This window comes from Staphylococcus simulans, from assembly GCF_047037175.1.
Lineage (GTDB): Bacteria > Bacillota > Bacilli > Staphylococcales > Staphylococcaceae > Staphylococcus > Staphylococcus simulans_C.
The window spans coordinates 96,400-121,759 of the sequence record NZ_CP178241.1; the positions used below are offsets into that span (position 1 = coordinate 96,400).

24 protein-coding genes and 1 riboswitch are annotated in these 25,360 nt (G+C 35.7%); of the genes, 17 read left to right on the plus strand and 7 right to left on the minus strand.

Annotated elements, in window-relative coordinates; all coding sequences use genetic code 11:
* Positions 1-13: 13 nt before the first annotated feature.
* The 4 genes from ACFCT9_RS00390 to thiC all read left to right on the plus strand — a co-directional run bounded on the left by ACFCT9_RS00390 (position 14) and on the right by thiC (position 5,555).
* Positions 14-1,681 (plus strand): peptide ABC transporter substrate-binding protein, encoded by a 1,668-nt coding sequence (locus ACFCT9_RS00390; protein ID WP_412519897.1) that lies wholly within the window; start codon positions 14-16, stop codon positions 1,679-1,681.
* A gap of 160 nt (positions 1,682-1,841) precedes the next feature.
* Positions 1,842-2,828 (plus strand): MsnO8 family LLM class oxidoreductase, encoded by a 987-nt coding sequence (locus ACFCT9_RS00395; RefSeq protein ID WP_412519899.1) that lies wholly within the window; start codon positions 1,842-1,844, stop codon positions 2,826-2,828.
* A 21-nt stretch (positions 2,829-2,849) separates the two neighbouring features.
* Positions 2,850-3,464 carry a GNAT family N-acetyltransferase gene (locus ACFCT9_RS00400; protein WP_412519901.1) on the plus strand — a complete coding sequence of 205 codons (615 nt, stop codon included), beginning with the start codon at positions 2,850-2,852 and terminating at the stop codon, positions 3,462-3,464.
* 86 nt (positions 3,465-3,550) lie between these two features.
* Positions 3,551-3,649: riboswitch (TPP riboswitch) on the plus strand.
* A gap of 160 nt (positions 3,650-3,809) precedes the next feature.
* The gene (thiC, locus tag ACFCT9_RS00405; RefSeq protein ID WP_412519902.1) at positions 3,810-5,555 is read left to right on the plus strand and encodes a phosphomethylpyrimidine synthase ThiC; all 1,746 of its coding nucleotides are present in this window, start codon (positions 3,810-3,812) and stop codon (positions 5,553-5,555) included.
* Positions 5,556-5,613: 58 nt separating this feature from the next.
* On the opposite strand, the gene ACFCT9_RS00410 is transcribed toward thiC, so the two are convergent.
* Positions 5,614-5,901, minus strand: a complete 288-nt coding sequence (locus tag ACFCT9_RS00410) for a hypothetical protein (RefSeq protein ID WP_412519904.1) — start codon at positions 5,899-5,901, stop codon at positions 5,614-5,616.
* A 621-nt stretch (positions 5,902-6,522) separates the two neighbouring features.
* Between ACFCT9_RS00410 and opp3b the strand changes: the two genes are divergently transcribed.
* Genes opp3b through ACFCT9_RS00435 form a run of 5 tightly spaced genes read left to right on the plus strand, consistent with a single transcriptional unit; the run spans position 6,523 to position 12,194 of the window.
* Positions 6,523-7,452 (plus strand): oligopeptide ABC transporter permease, encoded by a 930-nt coding sequence (gene opp3b / locus ACFCT9_RS00415; RefSeq protein WP_412519906.1) that lies wholly within the window; start codon positions 6,523-6,525, stop codon positions 7,450-7,452.
* Positions 7,449-8,489: an oligopeptide ABC transporter permease gene (opp3C, locus tag ACFCT9_RS00420; RefSeq protein WP_412519908.1), complete on the plus strand. Its 1,041-nt coding sequence runs from the start codon at positions 7,449-7,451 to the stop codon at positions 8,487-8,489. Before opp3b ends, opp3C begins: the two co-directional genes overlap by 4 nt.
* Positions 8,490-8,507: 18 nt before the next feature.
* Positions 8,508-9,590, plus strand: a complete 1,083-nt coding sequence (locus tag ACFCT9_RS00425; RefSeq protein ID WP_412519909.1) for an ABC transporter ATP-binding protein — start codon at positions 8,508-8,510, stop codon at positions 9,588-9,590.
* Positions 9,587-10,525, plus strand: coding sequence for an ABC transporter ATP-binding protein (locus tag ACFCT9_RS00430; RefSeq protein WP_412519911.1), 939 nt, complete (start codon positions 9,587-9,589; stop codon positions 10,523-10,525). The genes ACFCT9_RS00425 and ACFCT9_RS00430 overlap by 4 nt, the downstream gene beginning before the upstream one ends.
* Positions 10,526-10,571: 46 nt before the next feature.
* On the plus strand, positions 10,572-12,194 hold the full coding sequence (locus ACFCT9_RS00435) for a peptide ABC transporter substrate-binding protein (protein WP_412519913.1): 1,623 nt from the start codon (positions 10,572-10,574) through the stop codon (positions 12,192-12,194).
* Positions 12,195-12,302: 108 nt separating this feature from the next.
* On the opposite strand, the gene trpS is transcribed toward ACFCT9_RS00435, so the two are convergent.
* Positions 12,303-13,298 carry a tryptophan--tRNA ligase gene (gene trpS, locus ACFCT9_RS00440; RefSeq protein WP_412519915.1) on the minus strand — a complete coding sequence of 332 codons (996 nt, stop codon included), beginning with the start codon at positions 13,296-13,298 and terminating at the stop codon, positions 12,303-12,305.
* 423 nt (positions 13,299-13,721) lie between these two features.
* On the opposite strand from trpS, the gene spxA reads away from it, so the two are divergent.
* The 3 genes from spxA (at position 13,722) to pepF (ending at position 17,172) form a co-directional block, all read left to right on the plus strand.
* Positions 13,722-14,120, plus strand: a complete 399-nt coding sequence (gene spxA / locus ACFCT9_RS00445) for a transcriptional regulator SpxA (protein ID WP_002481951.1) — start codon at positions 13,722-13,724, stop codon at positions 14,118-14,120.
* 319 nt (positions 14,121-14,439) lie between these two features.
* Positions 14,440-15,159 carry an adaptor protein MecA gene (gene mecA, locus ACFCT9_RS00450; protein WP_412519918.1) on the plus strand — a complete coding sequence of 240 codons (720 nt, stop codon included), beginning with the start codon at positions 14,440-14,442 and terminating at the stop codon, positions 15,157-15,159.
* Between the two features lie 204 nt (positions 15,160-15,363).
* Positions 15,364-17,172 carry an oligoendopeptidase F gene (pepF, locus tag ACFCT9_RS00455; protein ID WP_412519919.1) on the plus strand — a complete coding sequence of 603 codons (1,809 nt, stop codon included), beginning with the start codon at positions 15,364-15,366 and terminating at the stop codon, positions 17,170-17,172.
* Between the two features lie 341 nt (positions 17,173-17,513).
* Here the strand turns inward: pepF and ACFCT9_RS00460 are convergent, their stop codons facing one another.
* The 5 genes from ACFCT9_RS00460 to ACFCT9_RS00480 form a co-directional block, all read right to left on the minus strand.
* A complete protein-coding gene (locus ACFCT9_RS00460) occupies positions 17,514-17,843 on the minus strand; it encodes a hypothetical protein (protein WP_412519921.1) in 330 nt (109 codons plus the stop codon).
* An 18-nt stretch (positions 17,844-17,861) separates the two neighbouring features.
* Complete coding sequence (locus ACFCT9_RS00465) at positions 17,862-19,028, minus strand: C47 family peptidase (protein ID WP_412519923.1); 1,167 nt, start codon at positions 19,026-19,028, stop codon at positions 17,862-17,864.
* 236 nt (positions 19,029-19,264) lie between these two features.
* The gene (gene yjbH, locus ACFCT9_RS00470; protein ID WP_412519925.1) at positions 19,265-20,050 is read right to left on the minus strand and encodes a protease adaptor protein YjbH; all 786 of its coding nucleotides are present in this window, start codon (positions 20,048-20,050) and stop codon (positions 19,265-19,267) included.
* 15 nt (positions 20,051-20,065) lie between these two features.
* The gene (locus tag ACFCT9_RS00475; protein ID WP_412519926.1) at positions 20,066-20,437 is read right to left on the minus strand and encodes a truncated hemoglobin YjbI; all 372 of its coding nucleotides are present in this window, start codon (positions 20,435-20,437) and stop codon (positions 20,066-20,068) included.
* A gap of 102 nt (positions 20,438-20,539) precedes the next feature.
* Positions 20,540-21,112 carry a CYTH domain-containing protein gene (locus ACFCT9_RS00480; protein WP_412519928.1) on the minus strand — a complete coding sequence of 191 codons (573 nt, stop codon included), beginning with the start codon at positions 21,110-21,112 and terminating at the stop codon, positions 20,540-20,542.
* 152 nt (positions 21,113-21,264) lie between these two features.
* Between ACFCT9_RS00480 and ACFCT9_RS00485 the strand changes: the two genes are divergently transcribed.
* From ACFCT9_RS00485 to mgtE, 5 genes are read left to right on the plus strand one after another with little or no spacing between them, the layout of a single operon-like run.
* Positions 21,265-21,612, plus strand: coding sequence for a hypothetical protein (locus tag ACFCT9_RS00485; protein ID WP_412519930.1), 348 nt, complete (start codon positions 21,265-21,267; stop codon positions 21,610-21,612).
* 16 nt (positions 21,613-21,628) lie between these two features.
* Entirely contained in the window at positions 21,629-22,264 is a 636-nt protein-coding gene (locus tag ACFCT9_RS00490) for a GTP pyrophosphokinase family protein (RefSeq protein WP_412519932.1), read from the plus strand.
* A gap of 8 nt (positions 22,265-22,272) precedes the next feature.
* The gene (locus ACFCT9_RS00495) at positions 22,273-23,082 is read left to right on the plus strand and encodes an NAD kinase (protein WP_412519934.1); all 810 of its coding nucleotides are present in this window, start codon (positions 22,273-22,275) and stop codon (positions 23,080-23,082) included.
* A complete protein-coding gene (locus tag ACFCT9_RS00500) occupies positions 23,079-23,957 on the plus strand; it encodes an RluA family pseudouridine synthase (RefSeq protein WP_412519936.1) in 879 nt (292 codons plus the stop codon). The genes ACFCT9_RS00495 and ACFCT9_RS00500 overlap by 4 nt, the downstream gene beginning before the upstream one ends.
* 20 nt (positions 23,958-23,977) lie before the next feature.
* Entirely contained in the window at positions 23,978-25,360 is a 1,383-nt protein-coding gene (mgtE, locus tag ACFCT9_RS00505; protein ID WP_412519938.1) for a magnesium transporter, read from the plus strand.

Below are 25,360 nucleotides of genomic sequence, written 5' to 3' on the forward strand. Positions count from 1 at the left end.
GGGGGATAAAGCGATGAAGAAAAAATTAATTTCATTAGCCATGATGCTTGCTGCAGCAGCCCTCATACTCAGTGGGTGCAGTCAAGGCGGCGGTATTTATGATGATAAAGGGCAAGTTTATCGTTCAGTATTAGCACAAGATATGAGTACGTTAGATTCAGTGCTTGCGACAGATACAGTTTCATTTAATGTGTATAACCAAGTCTATGAAGGCCTATATTCATTAGATGAAAAAGACCAAGCCGTTCCAGCAATTGCTAAAAAAATGCCGAAGAAAAGTAACGGCGGTAAAACTTTGACAATTGAAATGAGAAAAGATGCGAAATGGTCTAATGGAGACCCAGTCACTGCACATGACTTTGTCTTCGCTTGGAAAAAAGCACTAAAACCTGAAACAGCATCTGAATATGCTTATATTATGTATGACTTAAAGAACGCGCAAAAGATTAATGAAGGCAAGATGTCTCCAGATAAATTGGGCGTAAAAGCTTTAGGTGACCATAAAATTCAAATCGAACTAACAAAACCATTACCATATTTCGACCAAATGCTCGCATTCGGTACATACATGCCGCAAAATGAAAAAGTTGCGAAAAAGTATGGCAAACAATATGGTACAACAGCTGATAAAGCGGTTTATAATGGGCCGTTTGAATTAACAGACTGGAAAGTCGAAGACAAAATCTTAATGAAAAAGAACCCAAAATATTGGGATAAAAAAGCAGTTAAGCTTGATAAAATCAGCTATAAGATTTTAAAAGACCAACAAGCAGGTGCATCGTTATATGACACAGGTTCTGTAGATAATACAGGTATTACTTCAGAACAAGTTGAGAAATATAAAGACAGCCCAGCACTCTTTAAACGCTTAAAAGCATCTACGTTCTTCCTGAAAATGAATGAAAAAGAACAAAAAGAATTTAAAAATAAAGATATGCGTTATGCGATTGCACAATCTGTGAATAAAAAAGCTTATGTGGATAATGTCTTAGGAGACGGTTCTAAGCCGTTTGATGGCTTTACTGCCAAAAAGACAGCACGTCTTGAAGATGGGAAAGATTATGCGACAACAGTAAAATCACCGCTTGAATATAATCCTAAAGAAGCAAAAGCACATCTTGAAAAAGCGAAAAAAGCGTTAGGCAAACAAGAATTCACATTTACATTAAATACTGAAGATACACCAAGTTCTAAAATTTCAGCGCAATTTATTAAATCGCAAATTGAAAAGAACTTGCCAGGTGTGACAGTTAATATTAAACAATTACCATTCAAACAGCGTGTTACAGCTGAGTTAACGATGAACTACTCTATGTCATTATCAGGTTGGGGTCCTGACTATCCAGACCCAATGACATTCTTAGATACGATGACAACTGATAATGCGCAAAACAATACAGACTGGAGTAGTAAAGAATTCGACAATATGTTGAAAGAGGCGAATGGCCCATTACTGAAACAACCAGACAAACGTATTGATAAATTAAGAGAAGCAGAAGAGTTGATGTTAGGTGATGCGCCTGTTGCACCGATTTATCAACAAGGTGCTGCCAGCTTACGTAACCCACAACTTAAAGGGATTGTTTATCATCAAATCGGTGGTGAAACGACCTTAAAACACGCTTATATCGATAAGAGTATCGACAGAGAAACAGGTAAGAAAAAGAAAGATAAAGAGTAATAAACAAAGGGATAGTTTTTCACAAAATAAGGGGATTTAAATATTGAAACACGGTCAGTTTTGGCCGTGTTTTTCTTTATGCTTCAATCGTAGTCTTTGACTTTGTGCGTGCGAAACCCTAGCATGACAAGTGAGAGAGATGAGAATAGGAGAGGGTTATATGTTGCCGGTCAGTATACTAGACCAAACGCCCATAACTAAAAATCAAACGTCACAAGAAGCTTTAAAACAAACGATAGAACTTGCACAACTTGCAGATCAATTAGGTTACACTCGCTACTTAGTCGCAGAACATCATAATTTAAAAGATGTCATTGGGACCTCACCAGAAATTTTAACGATGCATCTATTAAATCAAACGAAAAATTTGCGGATTGGTTCTGGCGGTGTCATGTTGCAGCATTATCATCCATTAAAAGTGATTGAACAATTTCACTTGATAGATGAATTATCTGAGCATCGGGTGGATTTAGCAGTAGGTAAAGCACCTGGCGGTTTTCCTAAAGTGACTGGAATTCTAAAAGAAGAGTTAAAGGAAAATTATTTTTCATTTGATGACAAATTCAACATTTTAAATCGCTTAAATGAACAAAACTTTGATGCTTCCTCTCCGTATGCAGGGTTAAAAACCGCAAAACGTCAAAGCACGCAACCTCGTGTGCCGATTTATTTGCTTGGGACAAGTTTAAACTCAGTGATTCAAGCCGCAGAAGCAAAAGTTGGCGTGATTTATGCATTCTTTATTAACGCAAAACAAGAAGCACTGGAAGAAGCTTTAGAAGCGTATAAGTCTCGTTTCCCAGAAGGCCGTTTTATCGTGAGTATCCCTGCCATGGTGACAACAGAAGGTCATAATAAACTGCCATTTAGATTTTCGCAACGTCATTATGAATTAATTTCAAAAGATGGCAGACGAACGGTTTTAAATACGAAAGCACAAGTAGAAGACTTTTTAGCACAAAGTGATGAAACGTTTGAAGTGACAGAAAAGCGTATGCATATTATTAGTGGAAATAAGGAAGAAGTCTTAAGTAAGCTAGATGCGATTAATAGATTAAAGATGATTGATGAATGGATGTTGCATATGCCAATTCCCAATCATAAATTGAGAATGAATACAGTAAGACAACTTGCACCAAAACAATAGAAAGATAAAGGAGACTTAAACGTGGATCAAACTATTCAAATCAGTAAGGCTTCAAGAGACTTTCAAAATGCAGGACATTTGAGCTATGTTGCGATTGGTGAGATGTGCCATGCGATGCTTGGCAGTGAAAATGAAAGGCTGATTGTCCATTATATGCAGAAAATGTATCGTAAGAAGAAAAATCGATTTAGTTATGAACATACACTTCAGGCAACCATTGATGGAGAAGTGGCAGGACTTATCACATGCATGCCTTATCGTGAATTAGAACGTAGTTTGATTCCGACAGTCATTCAAATTGCCGCAATCAAACATATTTTTGTATTCCCGCATCTATTAAATTATTCTCCTTCTATCTTGTCATTGATTCGCATGCAGGAAGGTGAACAAGATGAATATCATATCAGTATGTTATCAGTGTCACCAGAGTTTCAGCGAAGAGGTGTTGGACAGGCATTGTTGGAAGAAGCGGAGAATGAAGCGAAAGCAGCAGGTTATGATAAAATCTCACTTACTGTCAATCAAGTTAATTATAAAGCGAATGCTTTATATCAAAAATTAGGATATGAAAAAGTAGGAGAGACAAAAGCTTCAACAGTGACATTAAATCGAATGAGAAAGCACTTGTCTTCATAATTTAACGATGGCTTTAATGATATGATACCGCATATTGACTTGTATAATAGATAGTTGAATGTTAGTATAAAACTGTAAATTAAATAACTCATTGCTAGGGGTGCCGAAATGGCTGAAAGATATACCATCAACCCTTTGAACCTGATCTAGTTAGTACTAGCGTAGGGAAGCGTACATAGATGATGAAGAAATAGAAATTCAATATGACGTTGGATAAATAGTTTATGTTTATCCTTGTTCATAGATGTATAAATCCTTACGCATTCATAAAATTATGAATGCGTTTTTCTTATTTGTCTTGGACTTTTTTGGACTCCTAGCATTGAAGCAGGGAGGATATATTTTATGAAACAAGAAGAAATTGAATTGAAAAAAGGTTTTCCAGCAAGCAGACGTGTCTTTAAACAAGGGGCAGATGAAGATATTCGTGTGCCGTTTCGTGAAATTGAACTCAGCGATACAGTAACAGATTATAATACACAAAAGAACGAACCTATCACAGTGTATGATACAGCAGGTGTCTATCATGAAGAAGGTTATGAAGTGGATGTCCAAAAAGGTATTCCGAAATTACGTTCTAACTGGATTGATGCACGTGAAGATGTTGAAGCGTATGAAGGTCGAAAAGTACAATCGATTGATAATGGCTTTAAAAAAGAAGGACATCATAAATTTGTGGAAACACCATTTAAATATCAACCAAAACGTGCACAAGCAGGTAAACGTGTGACACAAATGTATTATGCAAAACAAGGTATTGTCACTAAAGAAATGAAATTTGTGGCAGCACGTGAAGGGGTAGAACCAGAATTTGTCAGAGATGAAATTGCGAGAGGGCGTGCAATTATCCCAAATAACGTAAACCATCCTGAATCTGAACCGATGATTATTGGTAAAAATTTCCAAGTTAAAATTAATGCCAATATCGGTAACTCTGCAGTGTCATCGTCGATTGAAGCTGAAATTGAAAAATTAGTATGGGCGACACACTGGGGTGCAGATACGATTATGGATTTATCTACAGGTAAAAACATTCATGCCACACGTGAATATTTATTAAGAAACTCACCAGTGCCTGTAGGAACAGTACCTATTTATCAAGCGCTAGAAAAAGTGAATGGTATTGCGGAAGACTTAACTTGGGAAATTTATCGCGACACTTTAATTGAACAAGCAGAACAAGGTGTTGACTACTTTACGATTCATGCGGGTGTCTTACTTCGCTATGTACCGTTAACAGTCGATCGTTTAACAGGTATTGTTTCTCGTGGCGGTTCTATCATGGCACAATGGTGTTTAGCCCATCATGAAGAAAGCTTCTTATATGAACACTTCGATGATATTTGTGACATCTTAAATCGTTATGATATCGCAGTCTCTTTAGGAGATGGCTTAAGACCAGGCTCTATTTATGATGCGAATGATGAAAGCCAAATTTCAGAATTAAAAACATTAGGTGAATTAACAGATATTGCTTGGAAACATGATGTTCAAGTAATGATTGAAGGTCCTGGACACATTCCAATGCATAAAATTAAAGAAAACCAAGATTTAGCAGATTTCTATTGTAAAGAAGCACCATTCTATACATTAGGACCATTAACAACAGATATCGCACCTGCTTATGATCACATTACTTCTGCGATTGGTGCAGCACAAATCGCGAGTTATGGTACTGCAATGCTTTGTTATGTAACACCAAAAGAACATCTTGGTTTACCGAATAAAGATGATGTGCGCGAAGGGGTTATCACTTATAAAATTGCGGCACATGCGGCAGATTTAGCTAAAGGTTTGAAAGGGGCTTCTGAACGTGATGATGCGATTAGTAAAGCACGCTTTGAATTCCGTTGGATTGATCAATTCAACTTATCATTAGACCCAGAACGTGCACGTGAATATCATGATGAAACATTACCGAAAGAGTCAGCAAAAGTTGCACACTTCTGTAGTATGTGCGGACCTAAATTCTGTTCAATGCGTATTTCTCATGATTTACGTCAACATCATTTTGATGAGCAAGAAAGACAAGATGCGATGAAAGAAAAAGCCAAAGATTTCGTAGAACAAGGTAGTAAAATCTATCAATAATTGAAAACAAAAGTGATAAAAATGGCACCTGTACAAAATTGTACGGGTGCTATTTTAATTAGAGCGCATGGAAAACCGCAATGAAAATTGTACCGATATAAAACGTTAAACTCGCATAAATCCAAAAATAGTTCGTACCGATAGCTTCGGCACGTTTTTGTGCAGTATGAAAGAAAGGAAGGTTGCCATTCTTAATAAGTGAAATGCCTACAAAGAAAGCGAAGACTACAAAAGAGCCGATAAATAAAATGGTATTAATGACCATATCATAATGCACAAAAAGACTAAATCCCACATAAATTGTTGCTGCGATACAAGCGACTGTTCTTATGATTGTAGAAAGCATGTGCTACACCTCTATTCATTTTATATCGTTATTATATAACATTTAAGTTAATAGAGGTATGTAAATTTAGATTGCCCAATATGTTATATCAGTTGTTCTAATGAGTCTAATATCAATGTGAATGATAAAGAGCGATTAAAATTGTAGCCACAAACCAACTCAGTGAGAGGAAAATCCAAAAATAACTCACCTGTTTAACTTGAGCAGCTTTTTTGTAGTGATGAAACAATGAATCGGTAGTTTCTGATTGTTTCTTTTTATTAAGTTTTGAATTAAAGCGACTAAAAACGTATTTAAACAGATGAAGTGAACCGTTGAAAACCAAGGGTTTTATAATAAGCAAAGCGAATAATAAAAACGAAGCTAAGAATAAAAAAGAATTCAGAGATTCATTAAAGTACACAAACAAGCTAATCAAAATATATCCGATAAAAATAACGGAAATTGAAATTTTATAGATATTTAGATGCAAAACCAAGACACCTCTCAAATATGATATAAAAATATTATAGTGTATTTTTATTACCAATGAAATAAAAATCTTTATTGCGCTAAACCAAGAAAGTGGGTATAATACGCATATCAAAAGATTCAGAAAATAAAAGCGAAAGAGTGAACAACATGATTAAGTATATACTACAAAGAATCGGCTTTATGGCCATCACGCTTTTTTTAATTATGTCTATCACATTTTTCTTGATGAAACTGATGCCGGGTTCTCCATTTAACGATGAGAAGTTGAGTGCTGCGCAGAAGGCCATCATTAATGAAAAATATGGTTTGAACGATAGTTTACCTGTTCAATATGTACATTACTTAGGAAAAGTAATCAGAGGAGATTTCGGGGTGTCGTTCCAATATGACAATAAAGAGGTTTGGACACTTATCCAACCGCGTTTAGGTCCTTCAATGGAAATTGGCTTATACGCGATGATTGTTGCTGTGATCTTCGGTATCTTATTCGGATTAATTTCGGCATTCAAGAAAAATACATGGATTGATTATACATCTACTGTGATTACAGTATTTGCGATTTCAGTTCCTGCCTTTGTACTTGCCGTTTTACTTCAATATTTCTTAGCAGTAAAATTAGCCATCTTCCCAGTAAGTGGATGGACATCATTAGAATCTGCTGTATTACCTACTGCATCATTAGGACTAGGATTGATAGCAGTTATTGCACGGTATATCAGATCGGAAATGATTGAAGTTTTGAGTTCTGATTATATTTTATTAGCAAGAGCAAAAGGGTTGTCAGAGTCGAGAATTTTATTTGTACATGCATTACGCAACACTTTAATACCGCTTGTAACAGTTGCTATTCCAATGTTAGCGAGTGTTTTAACAGGAACACTTACTATTGAAACCATTTTTGCGATTCCAGGAATTGGTGATCAGTTTGTAAGATCTATTCAAACAAATGATTATCCAGTGATTATGGCATTAACCTTATTATTTAGTTTCTTATTTGTTGTGTCCATTTTTGTTGTAGATATTCTTTACGGCATTATCGATCCACGAATCAGAACACAAGGAGGCAAAGAATCATGACGCAATTATCATCAGAGACTCAGTCATCAAATGAACAAAAGCGTGTTGATTTATCAAAGTTCAGATTCAGATCTATTGATGTGAACGATATAGAGAAGAATGAAAGAGAATATCATTCAACAGCCAAACATATTTGGCTGCAAATCCGTAAAAACAAAGCTGCGTTTTATGGCATGATTGGTTTAGTTATCATTGTATTATTTGCTTTAATAGGGCCATTAGTAAGTTCTTATACGTATTACGAACAAGATACGAATAGTGCCAATTTACCACCTAAAATTCAAGGGTTAGATAAAGTGTCGTTTCTGCCATTTGATGGCAAGGATGCCAGCGGCAGAGATTTATATGCTGAGCAGCATGTTGAAAAGTATCACTGGTTCGGTACAGATAATTTAGGCCGTGATATTTGGACGAGAACATGGAAAGGAACACAAATTTCAATCTTTATCGGTTTAGTCGCTGCCTTTATGGATGTCACTATCGGTGTAACTTATGGTGCAATATCGGGTTATATCGGTGGTAAAACAGACTTGTTCTTACAGCGTTTGATTGAAATCTTAAGTTCTATTCCTAACTTGATTGTCTTGATTTTATTTGTATTGATATTTGAACCTTCGATTTGGACAATCATTTTAGCGATGAGTGTCACAGGTTGGATTGGGATGAGCCGTATTACCCGTGGTCAATTTATGAAATTGAAAAATGAAGAATTTGTATTAGCAGCACGTTCTTTAGGTGTTTCTAATTTAAAAATCATTTTCAAACATATTTTACCGAATGCTACGGGTGCAATTATTGTAACATCTATGTTCACAGTACCGAGTGCAATTTTCTTTGAAGCCTTTTTAAGCTTTATTGGTCTCGGTATTCCGGCACCACAAGCTTCTTTAGGTTCTCTTGTAAACACCGGCAGAAAGTTCTTATTAACGTTCCCGTATCAATTGTTTATTCCGGCGATTGTTTTAAGTTTACTAATACTTTGTTTCTATTTGTTTAGCGACGGCATTAGAGATGCATTTGATCCTAAATCAGAATAAACATCAGGAGTGTAACATATGAGTAAGATATTAGAAATTAAGAATTTATATATAGATTTTCATTTAGACAATGGTGTCGTTCAAGCTGTTCGTAATGTGAGTTTAGATTTAGAAGAAGGGGAAACTTTAGCAATCGTAGGTGAATCAGGTTCTGGTAAATCAGTATTAACGAAAGCTATTACTAAATTGTTGCCGCCTAGAATCGCTAAAATCAAAGCAGGCAGTGTACTTTTCGAAAATAAAAATTTAGTTGATTTATCAAATAAAGAACTGCAATCCATTAGAGGGAAAGAAATTTCCATGATCTTCCAAGATCCAATGACTGCATTGAATCCAACAATGAAAATCGGAAAACAAATTACCGAATTATTAAAAGTGCATAAAGGGATAGGGCACAGTGAAGCGAAACAAGAGGCCATTAAAGTACTTGAGAGCGTGGGAGTCCCAAATGCAGAGAAACGATTCAATTATTATCCGCATCAATTTTCAGGTGGACAACGTCAACGTATCGTCATTGCGATGGCATTGATTTTAGACCCTAAAATTATTATTGCGGATGAACCGACAACGGCGCTAGATGTATCGGTTCAAGCAAAAATATTGGAACTGTTTAAAGGGTTACAAAAAGCATATAAAACATCTATCATTTTTATTACGCATGATTTAGGTGTTGTAGCGAATGTGGCGGATAAAGTAGCCGTAATGTATGCAGGTGAAATTGTAGAATACGGTACAGTAAATGAAATTTTCTATGATCCTAAACATCCATATACATGGGGATTATTAGGTTCAATGCCGCATTTAGAAACAGATAAATCTGTTAAATTGGCATCGATACCAGGTTCACCGCCAGATTTAATGTTCCCGCCAGTAGGAGATGCATTTGCGAGACGAAGTGATTATGCGATGGATATTGACTTTGAACAAGCACCGCCGACATATCAATTTAGTAAGACGCACTATGCTAAATCATGGTTGTATCATGAAGCAACCCCAGCATTTGAAGTTCCTGAAGCGGTTAAAGCATTGAATGAAGAGTTTGAAGAAGAAACTTTTGAACAACCTTTACTTCTTCAAGTAGAGGAGGAAAGCAAAGCATGACAGAACCTATTTTAGAAGTGAAACATGTCAAAAAATATTTCAACATCGGAAAGCCAAATGAAGTCAGAGCAGTAGATGATGTCAGTTTAACCGTATTTAAAGGTGAGACATTCGGGCTTGTTGGAGAATCCGGTTGTGGTAAATCAACGTTGGGCAGAACCATCATGCATCTTTATCAAGCAACAGATGGTGAAATTATCTTTGAAGGCAAAGATTCGCAAAAAATCAAATCCCGAAAAGAGAAATTAGCATTTACGCAGAACGTGCAAATGATTTTCCAAGATCCTTATGCTTCTTTGAATCCGAGATTTAAAATTATCGATATTATTTCAGAGGGCTTAGATGTTCAAAAGTTGCATCAATCCAAAGAAGAAAGAAAACAACGTGTCTTTGAACTACTTGAATTAGTAGGATTGAACAAAGAGAGTGCGTATCGCTATCCGCATGAATTTTCGGGCGGTCAACGTCAACGTATAGGTATAGCACGTGCACTTGCGGTAAATCCTAAAGTGATCATTGCGGATGAACCGATTTCAGCTTTAGACGTTTCTATTCAAGCGCAAGTAGTCAACTTGCTTCAAGAACTTCAAGAAAGCATGGGTTTGACAATTTTATTTATTGCACATGATTTATCGATGGTGAAATACATTTCAGATCGTATTGGTGTTATGTATAAAGGTAAAATTGTTGAACTTGGAGATGTAGAGGAAATCTACCAAAACCCACTGCACCCTTACACTAAATCTTTATTGTCAGCAATTCCAATTTCGAATCCGAATATTGAGCGTCAAAGACAAATTATTGAATATCATCCTGAAGATGACAGCAATATTGGTTTTAAACGTTCTGAAGATTTGAAGCTATATGAAATTACTGAGAAACATTTTGTTTATTGTACAGAAGAAAAAGCTAAAGCATTAGCTCAACAACTCTAGTATATTAATTCATTAATATAAATTACATCAGAAAGAAGGAAACAACATGAATAAGAAAGCTAAGTTAGCTACTGGTATCCTGTCATCACTTCTAGTATTGACAGCTTGTTCTAGTGGCGGAGGTAACGCAGGGAAGGACGATAAGACATTAAAGATCGCGGAATCTGCAGATATCCCGACTTTAGACCCTTCAAAAGCAACTGACGCCGTAGCATTTACGCAATTCGAACAAATTTACGAAGGTCTTTATAAAGTAGGTAAAGGGGATGAAATCGTTCCTGCACTTGCGAAAGGTGAACCACAAAAATCAGATGACGGTAAAACTTGGACAATTAAACTTCGTGATGATGCGAAATGGTCAAATGGAGATCCTGTTACAGCAGATGACTTCGTGTACTCATGGCGCAGAACTGTAAATAAAGATACAGCAGCTGAATATGCATACATGTTTGAAAACATTAAAAATGCTAAAGAAATTACAGAAGGTAAGAAAAAAGTTGAAGAACTTGGTGTTCAAGCTGTAGATAAACACACATTGAAAATTGAATTGGTGAAAGACTTACCATATATGAAAGCTTTATTAGCATTCGGCAGCTATTTACCTCAAAATGAAAAATTCGTCAAAGACCATGAGAAAAAATATGGTACAACTGACAAAGATGTAATCTTCAACGGTCCATTCAAATTAGAAAACTGGAAAAATGAAGATTCTTGGGACTTAGTTAAAAATGATAAGTACTACAATAAAGACAAAATCAAGTTAGAAAAAGTTCACTACAAAGTTGTTAAAGAAGCACAAACAGCAGTGAATATGTTTGAGTCTAAAGACTTAGATTATGTAAGAAGTTTAACACCAGAAAACATCAAAAAATATAATGGCAACAAAAACTATAAAACAACACCTGAGTCAGCAGTCTTCTTCTTAAGAGTAAATGAAACTAAAAACAAAGATTTAGCAAATGAAAACTTAAGAAAAGCCATTGCGAAATCAATTGATAGAGAAACATTTGTTAAAAAATTATTAAATAACGGTTCTGCAGCAACTGATAAATTAACAGCCAAAGGTATTGTTAAAGAAGATGGCCGTGATTATACTGATGGTGTTAAATCATCATTAAGCTATGATGCTAAAGAAGCAAAAGCTTATTATGAAAAAGCTAAAAAAGAATTAGGTAAAGATAAATTCGAAATCGAATTCTTAACATACGACAAAGATAATGCGATTACTGAAACAGAATTCATGAAAGCACAAATCGAGAAAAATTTACCTGGTGTGACTTTAAAAATCAAACAATTACCATTCAAACAAAAATTAAAAGTAGAATCTGAGAAAAACTATGACATTTCATATGCTGGTTGGGCACCTGACTATCCAGATCCAACAACATTCTTAGATTTATTCAAAAAAGACAGCCCTCATAACCAAACTGGTTACAGCAATGATGAGTACGATAGCTTATTAGAACAAGCTAACTCTGATGCAGCACTTAAAAACCCTGCAGAACGTTTAAAAACGTTACAACAAGCAGAGGATAAAGTGTTAGAAAGCGGCAACGTAGTACCATTGTATCAACGTGGTTTAGCGCAACTTTTAAGAACAAATGTTAAAGGATTAGAAAATCACCAAGTTGGTCCTGACTATAGTTTAGATAAAGTTGAATTGAAATAATGAATTGAATAAAGTTCAAGTGAAGCACTGTTACTATAAGTAATGGTGCTTTTCTGATGCAATAAAAAACAAGCACTCAATAAAGAGTACTTGTTGAATAGGTTGTAATTATCTTTTGCGTTTACGACCTAAGCCCATCGCATTTTCCATTTTTTGTAATGTGCGTGATGATGCTTTAATCGCTTTGTCTCGACCAAGGTCTAAGACTTCATCTAATTTATCTGAATGGTAGTAGTCGTTATAGCGTTCTTGGAATTCGATTAAGAAGTTTTTAACAACTTCTGCTAAATCACCTTTAAAGTCGCCATAACCTTTACCTTCATATCGTTTTTCAAGGTCTGAGAATGATTCGTCAGTTAGACTTGAATAAATTGATAAGAGGTTGCTGATACCTGGTTTTTTGTCTTTGTCATATTTAATGATGCCATCTGAGTCAGTGACAGCACTTTTAATTTTTTTAGCTGCTGCATTTGGATCATCTAATAAAGAAATGTAGTTTTTTGTGTTATCGTCACTTTTACTCATTTTTTTAGTAGGGTCTTGAAGGCTCATCACACGACCGCCGATTTTCGGCATACGTACTTCTGGTTTAACTAAGATATCATTGTAGCGGCTGTTGAAGCGGTCTACAAGGTTTCTAGTTAACTCAAGATGTTGTTTTTGGTCTTCGCCGACAGGTACGATATTCGTATTATAAAGTACGATGTCTGCTGCCATAAGTGGCGGATAAGTTAAAAGACCAGCAGGAATGCCTTCTGATTGTTTAGATGATTTATCTTTAAATTGCGTCATACGTTCTAATTCGCCTACAGAAGAAATAGTTGTCAGCATCCATCCTGCTTGAACATGTGCAGGAACCTCTGATTGAATAAATAATGTTGATTTTTCTGGATCGATTCCTGATGCTAAGTAAATTGCGGCTAATTGACGAATGCGCTCACGCAATTTCAGTCTGTCCTGTGGTACTGTAATCGCATGTTGATCTACGATGCAGAAGAAACAATTATAATCATCTTGGACTTCACTGAATTGTTTAAGTGCACCGATGTAGTTGCCTAATGTTGGAATTCCACTTGGTTGAATTCCTGAAAATAGAGTTTCCATTTAAGATGCCCACTTTCTTACGTAATATAGTAATGGTTTCATTATAGCAGTATTTTAAATATTTGTAATGTGTGTTAAAATATAGGTGTAGTTAAATTTTTAACCTAATACCCGTGTGGCATTTTATATGTTGAAGATTGAGAAGTTATCGTCATTTTAGCCCCTCAATCTCAAAATTTCGGTATGTTTTAAATTTTCTATAAATAATCCCTGTTTTCTCATTTAATTTTAATGTTGAAAGGGTATACTTTAATCATAGAGTTAAGAGAAGGAAATTTTAACGTGTAGACAAAGTTTAAGTTGAAGGTAACAAAAGTTATTTGGACATAGATGAGTACTACGTTTTATTTTCAGCTAAATTCCTTAACTGAAATCAATAAAATCAATGAATTTTAATTCATGATAAATAGGAGAGTGAGATGTATGGTAACACTATTCACATCACCAAGCTGCACATCTTGCCGTAAAGCGAAAGCATGGTTACAAGAACATGACATTCCGTATACGGAGCGTAACATTTTTTCAGAACATTTAACAATTGATGAAATTAAACAAATCTTAAAAATGACAGAAGACGGAACAGACGAAATTATTTCAACTCGTTCTAAAACATATCAAAAACTAAACGTGGACATTGATTCATTACCACTACAAGAATTATATACAATTATTCAAGATAACCCAGGCTTATTACGCCGTCCGATTATCTTAGATGAAAAACGTTTACAAGTTGGTTATAACGAAGATGAAATTCGTCGTTTCTTACCAAGAAAAGTGCGTACGTTCCAATTACAAGAAGCGCAACGCATGGTAGACTTATAAGATTTTTGATTCAACAAAATAAATGTGAGAGGCTGCAGTGCAAAAGTACTGTGGCTTTTTGCATGTAAAAATGTATTTCATCGAAAAACTGCGACTATAAGTAGTTTTTATAGAGAGTATTGAGGGAATATGTTATTATAATAGGCCAATGGTTGAGCAATTATGCTTTTATAAACAAATAAATTGTAATTTGCACACCGTTTTTATACAATATGGGTACTATTCTAGGTTGTCGACAAAGTAGACGCTGCCTAGACTCTAGAAAAGTTTGTCTAAAGTCTAGTTATTGCTATTCATCGACTGTAAGGAGTGAGATGATATGAGAATAGAGCGCGTAGATGATACAACTGTTAAACTTTTCATAACGTATGGTGACATTGAAGCAAGAGGTTTCAAAAGAGAAGACTTATGGACAAACCGTCAACGAGGAGAAGAATTCTTCTGGTCAATGATGGAAGAAATTAATGAAGAAGAAGACTTTGTAGTTGAAGGTCCATTATGGATTCAAGTACATGCTTTTGAAAAAGGTGTGGAAGTCACTATTTCTAAATCTAAAAACGAAGAAATGATGAATTTAAATGATGATAGTATGAACAGTGAATTCGATCGTCAATTAAATGAATTGCTTGAACAGACTTTCGAAGAAGAACATGAAGAAGCTGAACAAAAACAACAATCACGTTCAAATCGCTCTCAAGCAAGAGATCGTTTCCAACAACCACGTCGCACACATGGACGTTTAGTTATTGTTAAATTTGAAGATTTAGAATCTGTCATTGATTATGCACATCATCATAATCAACCAACTGAAGACTTTGAAGATTTATTATATATGTTGAATAATGAATATTATTATGCGATTCATTTTGATGACAGCGTAGTAGAAGAAACTATCAATGATTTCTACAGTCAATTGTTAGAATTCGCAATGCCTAGTGATCATTCTGAAGTATATTTAAATGACTACGGTAAAATCATTATGAGTCATAATGTAACTGCACAAGTTCGTCGTTTCTTTAATGATACGACTGAAGCATAAGATAAATTGATTTGATGAAACCTGTCCGATAAGGGCAGGTTTTTTCTATTTCCCCGGAAATAATTGCAAAGCATTTTAAGAAACGATTTATTTTTAAATTTGTCTACTTTCTTAAATACAAGTTGTAGATGTAATGACGTGCAAAATAAACGAAATAATGAGAAAATCAAAGTATTGACACTAGCATTAGAGGAGGCTTTTTTTATGAGTCAACAATTAACAAGAGAACAACAAGAACAAAAATATCCTGAGTATACTTGGGATCTGACAACAATCTTTGAAAGCGACGAAGCATTCGAAGCAGCATTTAAAGAAGTAGAAAGTTATTTAGGTGCTGAAGAAAAGTTTAAGGGGCATTTAGCTGACAATGCTGAAACACTTTATGAAGCGTTAGCTTTGGAAGATAAAATTGAAACTGAACTTGAAAAGGTCTATGTCTATGCACATTTAAAACAAGACCAAGATACAGGTAATGATAAATATACAGGCTATGAAGCGCGCGCGCATCAATTAGCAATCAAATTAAGCTCTAGCTGGAGCTTCTTAGTACCTGAAATCTTACAAATCGATGAAGAAACAATTCAAAAGTTCATTGATGAAAATAAAGACTTAGAACGTTATGCCTTTGATTTAAAATTAATCAATGAAGAACGTCCGCATGTCTTGAGTGCAGATAAAGAAAAATTATTAACAGAAGCACAAGATGCTTTATCAACACCATCTAATGTATATGGTATGTTCAGCAATGCTGATTTAGAATTTGAAGATGCGGTCGATAAAGATGGAAACAAACATCCATTAACACAAGGTACATTCATTAAATATTTAGAATCAGATGATCGTGAATTACGCCGTTCAGCATTCAGAAACTTATATAAAGCATATGGTGCTTACAACAACACATTAGCTGCGACATTAACAGGTGAAGTGAAAAAACATGTATTCAATGCACGTACTCATAACTATAAAACTGCACGTGAAAAAGCATTAAGCAACAACCATATTCCTGAAGCAGTTTATGATAACTTAGTAAAAACAGTACATCAATATCTGCCATTATTACATCGTTACACACAATTGCGTAAAGATGTCTTAGGTTTAGATGATATGAAAATGTATGACTTATATACGCCATTAGTCAAAGACATTAAATTTGAAATGCCTTATGACGAAGCAGTGGAATGGATGTTAAAAGCATTAGAACCAATGGGCGATGAGTATTTAGATGTAGTCAAAGAAGGTTTAAATAACCGTTGGGTAGACGTTTATGAAAACAAAGGTAAACGTTCAGGCGGTTACTCTTCAGGTGCACATTTAACGAATCCATTCATCTTATTGAACTGGTCAGATACAATCTCAGACTTATTCACATTAATTCATGAATTCGGTCATTCATCACACAGTTACTTCAGCAGAAAATTCCAACCATCTAATCATAGTGATTATTCAATCTTTGTGGCAGAAGTAGCGTCTACTACAAACGAAGCATTGTTAAGTGATTATATGGAAAAACATTTAGATGACGAACGTCGCTTATTATTGTTGAACCAAGAATTAGAACGTTTCCGTGCTACATTATTCCGTCAAACAATGTTTGCGGAATTTGAACACAAAATTCACCAAATTGAAGAAGCAGGGGAACCATTAACTGCAAATCGTATGAATGAAGAATATGCGAAATTAAATCGTGAATACTTCGGTGACATTGTTGAAACAGATGATGATATCAGTAAAGAATGGTCACGTATTCCGCACTTCTATATGAATTACTATGTTTACCAATATGCGACAGGTTATAGTGCAGCACAAAGTTTAAGTTACCAAATCTTGAACGAAGGTAAACCAGCAGTAGAACGTTATATTAATGAATTCTTGAAAAAAGGCAGCTCTAATTATCCGATTGAAATCTTAAAAAATGCAGGTGTAGATATGACAACACCAGAGCCAATCGAACAAGCATGTAAAATGTTTGAACAAAAATTAGATGAATTCGAGAAACTTATCAAAGCGTAAAGTATGTGAAATCGTTTACAATATGACAAGTTTGTGACAAAAACGTTTTCATGGGTTAAGTGTCTTGAAATAGGGTTTGGCACATGGTATATTATGACCATGAAATTAATCACATAACAAACATACCCCTTTGTTTGAAGTGAAAAATTTCTCCCATCCCCTTTGTTTAGCGCCGTGTATTCAGACACGGCGTTTTTTTATACCTAAATTTAATGAAGTGAATGTTAAAGTTTTTATAAATTTATATAAAGAAGCGCCGACAGTCATGGTGGGGGTCACCATGAAACTGCCGGCGCTTTTGTATTGCGTGATAGGTGTAGAGAGATGTTTTTAGATAAGGATTAACCTTTTTCTAAAATGTAAGGCTGAGAACTGCCCATACGATCAGCATTGATCACTTGGTAGCTGATGTGTTGTAAATCTTTTTTCTTTAAACAAATAACGAAATTAGCGTCAGATGTCGGCGTTAGGGCAATTTCGTCATCTGTTGTACTCATTGATTTGATTTCATAGACATCTTCTAATGTGCTCGGGATTGAATAAAGTATACGTATATCTAAAGAGAGCGTATCGTCTTGACTAAGCCACTCTCCTTGAAAATGTTGTAACAGCGTTTCTTCTGAATCAGATAACACGTCGAGATATTTCACATTAATACTAGTTGTTTCCATATTAGCTATCCGTCCTTTTTAGAAACCAACAACAGAACCGTACCAGTGGTAATGGTCACCATTAGACACAGGAATCACGTTACTGTCTGCTGGTTGTAGTGAATAATCACGATCCCAAGGATTCCAGAATACAATGACTTGTTGGTTATCAGCTGTAATTGCGTTGCCTACAACTGCCATTGCGTGTCCGGCATGCATACCTTGAGTCGATTCAATTTGTTTTCCTAGTATTGCTATACCCTTATTATCACTAGTATATTGGTCTACCTCATTAAAACTAGGCATACCATTGTAATAAAAAGGATTTTTATCTTGAGTACGACCAAATTGAATCATTTCTTGCGCAGTCAAACCAGTGAATTGGAATGCTTGGCCTGATAGGCCGGGATGTATTTGATGCATAATATCTTGTGCACGATAATGGCTTGTATTTTTTGTCGCGTTTAATAATGCGGCCATTGTATAGCCTGCACACCAACCAGTGTTGCCTTGTTGTTCGCGAATTTGGAAATGAGGCAGCAAGTTGACATATCTTGTCGCAACACTGCCATGCGTTGCTTCTGCTTGTGTCGCATTAACCGTTTGTTTTAATTCTAAATTCGGAACTGCTGGTGTTGACGGTTTTGACTGATCATCTGGTAATTTTGTTTGCATAACTAAATCTAATTGTTTGTCATGCTCGATGTAGTAACCGTCTTTATTGGTGAAAATTGTGATTGGGGTATTGTTTCGACGATATTGATTTAAGTCGTCAGAAATGAATTTTGAAATACGTACACTATAGTTGGCATTGTGTTTATTGGCGTGTACGTCATTTTCATGTTTAGGCGTTACAGTGAGGATATACTTAATGGATTCACCTTGCATTACAGGGTAGTAGTAGTTGCCATCTTCTTGGCCGTTAAATTTGTAGATTTTAAAGGGGTGGCCAAGTTTAAATGTACCGTTATTACCGGAACGATCAATTTGAGAAAGCGTTTGTGCATAACTTGAGAAGTGTTGCTTTGCTTCTTGTTTGGCTTGACCGGGTATATCGTTATTAGCTACTTTAATTTTAAGTGAATCGGATGAAGCATTTGCAGTTGTCTCTTGATGTAAAACGTATGACAATGCACCGCTGATGACCAAAATTGCTGCGAGCAGCAACATGGTAACAGACTTGAAAAATGTTTTTGCTGTATTCAATAGCTATTCCTCCATTCAATAAAATTGATTTGTGAAATATCTCGTTTTTAATATAACACAAAATAATTAAAAAAATAGGATAATGTTTAAGTATTTGATATTACTATCAACATCTGATTCGCGATAAGGATAATTGATAATTTTATTAAATAAAAACAATTGAATATGATGGAGTTGCGCGAGTTTAAATAAAATAAAAAACACTTGTCATCGCGACAAGTGTTTCATTTAATACTTTATTTGGCTTTCCAGAATTCGCCTTCTGGACTGCTTAATTTTTCGATTTTTTGTTGTAATGCGAGTTTCTTTAATTCTTTTTGTAGTAGCTTTTTCGGCCATTCATAGATGGTTAATAACTCTTCTAGTGTAACGAATTGCTGCTCTTGAATATATGTTTCAAGTTTAGGCGGCAATTCCTTTTCAATGGGTGTTCCCATTAATTCATTAATAATATAAGTATAAATATGGTAAGGATAGAGGCCTTCAACTTTCAATCCTTCCTCAGTTACATCTTCATTGAAAAAGACAAGTGAAGGAGCTTGATCGACTTCCATTTCTCTCGCAATATGCAAGTCGACTTTCAGACTTTCAGTGAGCTTGCCACTCTTTAAATCTTCTTTGAATACGTCATAATCCAAACCAGCATTCTTCGCAGACGCTTCAATCATATTTTCAGTGATAATATCACGCTTCGGTATAATTTCATTCTGCATTAAATGTATAAAGCGTTCTGCACGTGCGCGCCCTTGAAGTTCAGCAGCTTTATATGCGAGTGCGATATTATCGCTTTCAGAACTACTTTGCGCTTGGCACTTTGTCAGTATTCGTAAAGATGGGTTTAATATATGACGAATACGGATATATTGTTTATATTCAACTCTTAATTTAGATAGTATAGCAGATAGTTTAAAACAATCTTCATCAAATGGATCGAAGAAAGAATAAATTTCTATCTTGCTCACAGGTGAAAGGTTCATTTCATCTTGTCTATGATTACATATTAACTTTAACTCTTCAGACATCTCATTCACCTACAATTAATTTTCAGAATTAACCATATGATTTGCGGTCAATCGCAATCTTTCATATAGGTATTCATCAACACCCGCAGGCAGTTCTGCATGTTGAATCGCTTTGTTCATATTTTCTAACCAGGCATCTCGTTCAAAGGTTGTTATGCGAAAATCCATGTGTCTCATTCTTAACATCGGATGTCCATGTTCTTCAGTGTATAGTGCAGGACCTCCAAGAAACTGCGTTAAAAATTGTTTTTGTTTTCGACTGGTTTCCGCAAAGTCACCAGGGAAGAGGTGGTTGATTCTATCATCTTGTTCAACAAGAGAATAAAAGTAATCTATCATACGATATAAACGTTCTTGGCCAATTACTTCATAAGGTGTCGCAGCCATTTTCTCACCCTGTTTCTTTAATATATATCTAATATAACATGAATTTTTACAATTAAAAGTAATAAGACTTTTGACTGAGTGCTACCGAATTGAGCTTAATGATTATTTGTTTTTTGCTTCAAAAAAGCGAGCAACTTTATTTTTCGGAATATACGATTGAATATTGAAATCTTGTAAGATTTCTTGAAATTTCTGCAAACCTGCTTCTGGTTGTTCCACTTCAAACTCAAGTTCGAAATCTTCTGTTCCAAGATATTCACTATGATCTAATACCAATAGACCTTCTGAAATTTCTGTCTCCATACGATGTGTCGTTAATGCACCTAATACATAGAGTTGTGAGTCATCTATGCCTGTTTCTTGCAATACTGCATGAATCGGATCTGGCAGTTGTTCAGGTTTAAGATGCATGTCTTGTTTCGGCACAACGTGTGTCTCGTGATTATATTCAGTTAAACCTACTTTTGCAGGTACTTTTAATGTCATTTCATACGTATCATCGATTTCTCGAATTCTCAGCGCTATTAAATGTTCCGCCAAAGCAAAGTCTGGTGTATCAATATAATGGTTTTTTTGCGTAAAAGGTTTCAATGTATTAAAATATCTATTTCTTAATGCTTCGTATTGCGCGTGTGTCAATAGTTGTTTATATTCGATTTCTTGATTAATAGTCATGGGTTCACCTCTGTGACTATATATTATGGACGATTTGAAATGTATTTGAAAGTATTTCAAATTATGCGCATTAAGACAAAGCATTTAGGTTGTGTAATGAGTGATGTACATATGTTAAAATAAGTAGGAATAACACAAGGAGGATTTAGGTTATGCGTATTTATGTGAACGAAATAAAAGTAAAAGATGATGGCATTTATTGCTATACAGATAAATCGACAGAAGGGTTGACTGAAGCAGGGCAAATGCTGGTAGATAGCGATAATTACGGATTTGCTCATATCCTTGATGATGGACAATCCTATTCCTATCTTATCTTTGTGCAAGAGACTTGGTCGATGCTTCATGAAAATAAGGGGAAAGCAATTTATGTTAATGACGATTTAAAACTAGAACAGTTTGACCAAGAATTAGACTATATTTTAAGCAATATCAAAGGGAACTCAAACTACGGTAAGGGTTTTGTGGCAGAAGTCGAAAAAACGTTTGAGTTAGAGTGAAGCGGAGTGAAACGCAATGAATCAATGGGATCGATTTTTAGCACCTTATAGACAAGCGGTTGAAGAACTTAAAGTAAAACTAAGAGGTTTGCGTAAAAGTTATGATTTAGAAGCAGATGCGTCGCCAATCGAATTTGTGACGGGCCGTGTGAAACCGTTGACAAGTATTATTGAAAAAGCGACAGAACGTAATATCTCGTTCGATCGTCTCCATGAAGAAATGTATGATGTTGCGGGATTACGTATTATGTGCCAATTTGTAGATGACATCCCTGTGGTTGTCAATCTGCTGAGACAACGTAAAGACTTCAAAGTTATTGAAGAAAGAGATTATATCAACAATACGAAGGAAAGCGGCTATCGTTCATATCATGTCATTATTCAGTATCCGATTGAAACGTTGGATGGGCAGCGTGCAATCTTAGCTGAAATTCAAATCAGAACATTAGCAATGAATTTTTGGGCGACGATTGAACATACGTTACGTTATAAATACGACGGAGACTATCCTCCTGAAATTCAAAAACGTTTAGAAAATGCGGCAGAAGCTGCCTTTTCACTAGATGAAGAGATGTCTGAAATTAAAGATGAAATACAAGAAGCACAACGTTATTATTCTAAAAAGCGTGCGAAAAAACATAATCAAGAGTGAGGTGCTTTATGCGTTATAATATCGTGTCTAAAGGAGACCACAAATCAAACAGCATCAAAGAAACTATGGAAGCACAAATGAATGCGACGAATATGATTAAAGATGTCGAAGAACCTGAAATCGTTATTTCTGTCGGCGGCGATGGAACGTTATTAGAGGCATTCCATCAATATTGTCATCGCGTGAGTGAAACTGCATTTGTCGGTGTACATACAGGACATTTAGGATTTTATGCAGACTGGCTGCCGCATGAAGTAGATAAGTTAATAGAAGAAATTGCGGATGGAGATTATGAAGTCATTCAATATCCTCTTATTGATATTATCGTACGTTATAATGATGAGAAAGAACCTTCACATCATATTGCTTTGAATGAAGCGACGATGAAGACAGAAGATAATACCACACTTGTGGCAGATGTTAACTTGCGCGGACAACATTTTGAAAGATTTAGAGGGGATGGTTTATGTATTTCCACACCATCAGGCTCCACAGCCTACAACAAAGCGCTTGGCGGCGCTTTGATCCATCCTTCATTGCGCGCAATTCAATTGACTGAAATTGCTTCGATTAATAATCGTGTGTTCCGTACAGTAGGCTCACCGATTGTATTGCCTGAACACCATTATTGTCTGATAACACCGGTAGATCAACGTGTGATTATGACATCTATCGACCACGTGACTACGAAACATTACAATGTCGAAAGTATTGAATATCGCGTGGCTAAACAACGTGTGCGTTTTGCACGCTTTAGACCCTTCCCATTCTGGAAACGCGTGCATGATTCATTTATTTCTGACGGCAGAGACAAATGAAATTTCAATACTTAATTGAAGCACCAGTCTTATTAAGAACGTTTTTACAAAAACAATTTTATTCAAAGAAAATGATAAGTGCCATTAAACAAAATGGCGCTTTACTTGTTAATAAGGAGCCTGTAACCGTACGTAAGCACATGACAAAGGGCGATACATTGGAAGTGGTACTGCCTGATGAAATACCAAGTCAAAATTTAATCTATGATACGAGACCGTTAGATATCTTATATGAAGATGCGTATTATTTGGCCGTGTCTAAACCGCCGCACCAAAATTGTGCGCCATCTAGAGAACATCCGCATGAAAGTTTAATTGAACAAGCATTAGCTTATTTGAATCCAAGTGAAAATCAAACGGTGATTGTACCGCATATTGTGACGCGACTCGATCGCAATACGAGCGGTATTGTTTTGTTCTCTAAACACGGACATTTTCATCATAGAATGTCTGATGTAAAAATGGAGAAAATATACCAATGCATTTGTTTTGGTGAGTTACAAGCATCAGGCGATATCATTGCGCCAATTGCACGTACCTCTGACAGTATTATTGAACGCCAAGTCAGTGAGACTGGTAAATATGCGAAAACAAGTTATGAAACGATTTCAACGTGTAGACAGTATACGCTGAGCCGCGTACAGCTGCACACAGGACGAACCCATCAGATTCGAGTGCATTTTCAACATATTGGCCATCCGCTTGTCGGCGACAGTTTATATGGTGGTGCGCATCCAGCCATACAGGGACAAGCGCTCGTGTGCACAGATTTAAAGTTTAAGCACCCTGTGACAGAACAACTGGTTATATTAAAAGATAAAGTAAGGCAAACAGCACTTGAGGACCTTTTTCAACAGCTTTGTAGAGAGAGATAAGAAGTAAGGAGGAGGCCAACATGGCAAAAGAAGACGATAAATTTGTAGACGATCATGAAGTCTATAATAAAGACTTGTTAGATCAGCTATTAATAAATAATGATATCGATGCATTTAGAGACGAATTCTTATCGATGCATACGTATGAACAAAGTGAATACTTCGAAGACAGCGATGATGATATCAGACAAAAAATGTATCATCTGTTATCTCCTAAAGAAGTTGCGAGTTTTTTCGATCAACTGGAATTAGATGATGACGAATATGATGAACTCTTTGAACAAATGAAAGCAAGTTATGCGGCGCATATTTTAGAAGATATGTCTTATGACAATGCCGTTGATATCATGAGTCATTTGACTAAAAGTAAAATTGCGACTTTATTAGCGTTAATGGATAAGCAAGACGCAAAAGAAATTAAAGCCTTGCTGCACTATGAAGAAGATACTGCCGGCGGTATCATGACGACCGAGTATATTTCTTTAAAGACAACCACACCTGTTAAAGAAGCGTTGATGTTAGTTAAAGAACAAGCACCTGATGCGGAGACGATTTACGTGATCTTTGCTGTGGATGACGACAAACATCTCGTAGGTGTCTTATCGCTGCGTGATTTAATCGTCGCAGAAAACGATGCTTATATTGAAGAAATTATGAGTAATCGTGTGGTCAGTGTCAATGTTGCAGATGACCAAGAAGATGTTGCGCAAAGAATGCGTGACTATGACTTTATCGCTATGCCGGTTGTTGATTATCAAGACCATTTATTGGGTATCATTACAATCGATGATATCGTTGATGTTATCGATGAAGAGGCATTAGAAGACTACTCTGGTTTAGCTGGTGTCTCTGATATTGACGCAACAGACGATTCTATTTTCAAAACAGCTAAAAAACGTCTGCCTTGGTTGCTCATTTTGACGTTTTTAGGTATGATAACTGCAACTATATTAGGGTCATTCGAAGAAACTTTAGAAAAAGTCGCTTTACTTGCGGCCTTTATTCCAATTATCAGCGGGATGTCTGGTAACTCAGGGACACAATCCCTAGCGGTGTCTGTACGTAATATTACGACTGGCGAGATTGAAAATCAAAGCAAGTTTAAAATCACGCTTAAAGAAGCGGGCTCTGGCTTTGTATCTGGTTTAGTTTGTGCTACGGTACTCTTTACCATTATTGTGATTTTATATGGTACACCGTTATTAGCACTGATTGTCGGCGGCAGTTTAACAATTGCGATGACAGTCGGTACAATGATGGGTTCAATCATTCCATTGATAATGACGAAACTAAATATCGACCCTGCTGTAGCTAGCGGACCATTTATTACTACAATTAATGATATTATTAGTATGTTAATTTACTTTGGATTAGCTACATCATTTATGTCATATCTCACTTAA

Excerpts from the sequence above, each read along its gene's own strand:
- ACFCT9_RS00390 (WP_412519897.1), top strand. The coding sequence starts at position 14 with ATGAAGAAAAAATTAATTTCATTAGCCATGATGCTTGCTGCAGCAGCC.
- ACFCT9_RS00395 (WP_412519899.1), top strand. The coding sequence starts at position 1,842 with ATGTTGCCGGTCAGTATACTAGACCAAACGCCCATAACTAAAAATCAA.
- thiC (WP_412519902.1), top strand. The coding sequence starts at position 3,810 with ATGAAACAAGAAGAAATTGAATTGAAAAAAGGTTTTCCAGCAAGCAGA.
- ACFCT9_RS00410 (WP_412519904.1), bottom strand. The coding sequence starts at position 5,901 with ATGCTTTCTACAATCATAAGAACAGTCGCTTGTATCGCAGCAACAATT.
- opp3b (WP_412519906.1), top strand. The coding sequence starts at position 6,523 with ATGATTAAGTATATACTACAAAGAATCGGCTTTATGGCCATCACGCTT.
- opp3C (WP_412519908.1), top strand. The coding sequence starts at position 7,449 with ATGACGCAATTATCATCAGAGACTCAGTCATCAAATGAACAAAAGCGT.
- ACFCT9_RS00425 (WP_412519909.1), top strand. The coding sequence starts at position 8,508 with ATGAGTAAGATATTAGAAATTAAGAATTTATATATAGATTTTCATTTA.
- ACFCT9_RS00430 (WP_412519911.1), top strand. The coding sequence starts at position 9,587 with ATGACAGAACCTATTTTAGAAGTGAAACATGTCAAAAAATATTTCAAC.
- ACFCT9_RS00435 (WP_412519913.1), top strand. The coding sequence starts at position 10,572 with ATGAATAAGAAAGCTAAGTTAGCTACTGGTATCCTGTCATCACTTCTA.
- trpS (WP_412519915.1), bottom strand. The coding sequence starts at position 13,298 with ATGGAAACTCTATTTTCAGGAATTCAACCAAGTGGAATTCCAACATTA.
- spxA (WP_002481951.1), top strand. The coding sequence starts at position 13,722 with ATGGTAACACTATTCACATCACCAAGCTGCACATCTTGCCGTAAAGCG.
- mecA (WP_412519918.1), top strand. The coding sequence starts at position 14,440 with ATGAGAATAGAGCGCGTAGATGATACAACTGTTAAACTTTTCATAACG.
- pepF (WP_412519919.1), top strand. The coding sequence starts at position 15,364 with ATGAGTCAACAATTAACAAGAGAACAACAAGAACAAAAATATCCTGAG.
- ACFCT9_RS00460 (WP_412519921.1), bottom strand. The coding sequence starts at position 17,843 with ATGGAAACAACTAGTATTAATGTGAAATATCTCGACGTGTTATCTGAT.
- yjbH (WP_412519925.1), bottom strand. The coding sequence starts at position 20,050 with ATGTCTGAAGAGTTAAAGTTAATATGTAATCATAGACAAGATGAAATG.
- ACFCT9_RS00475 (WP_412519926.1), bottom strand. The coding sequence starts at position 20,437 with ATGGCTGCGACACCTTATGAAGTAATTGGCCAAGAACGTTTATATCGT.
- ACFCT9_RS00480 (WP_412519928.1), bottom strand. The coding sequence starts at position 21,112 with ATGACTATTAATCAAGAAATCGAATATAAACAACTATTGACACACGCG.
- ACFCT9_RS00485 (WP_412519930.1), top strand. The coding sequence starts at position 21,265 with ATGCGTATTTATGTGAACGAAATAAAAGTAAAAGATGATGGCATTTAT.
- ACFCT9_RS00490 (WP_412519932.1), top strand. The coding sequence starts at position 21,629 with ATGAATCAATGGGATCGATTTTTAGCACCTTATAGACAAGCGGTTGAA.
- ACFCT9_RS00495 (WP_412519934.1), top strand. The coding sequence starts at position 22,273 with ATGCGTTATAATATCGTGTCTAAAGGAGACCACAAATCAAACAGCATC.
- ACFCT9_RS00500 (WP_412519936.1), top strand. The coding sequence starts at position 23,079 with ATGAAATTTCAATACTTAATTGAAGCACCAGTCTTATTAAGAACGTTT.
- mgtE (WP_412519938.1), top strand. The coding sequence starts at position 23,978 with ATGGCAAAAGAAGACGATAAATTTGTAGACGATCATGAAGTCTATAAT.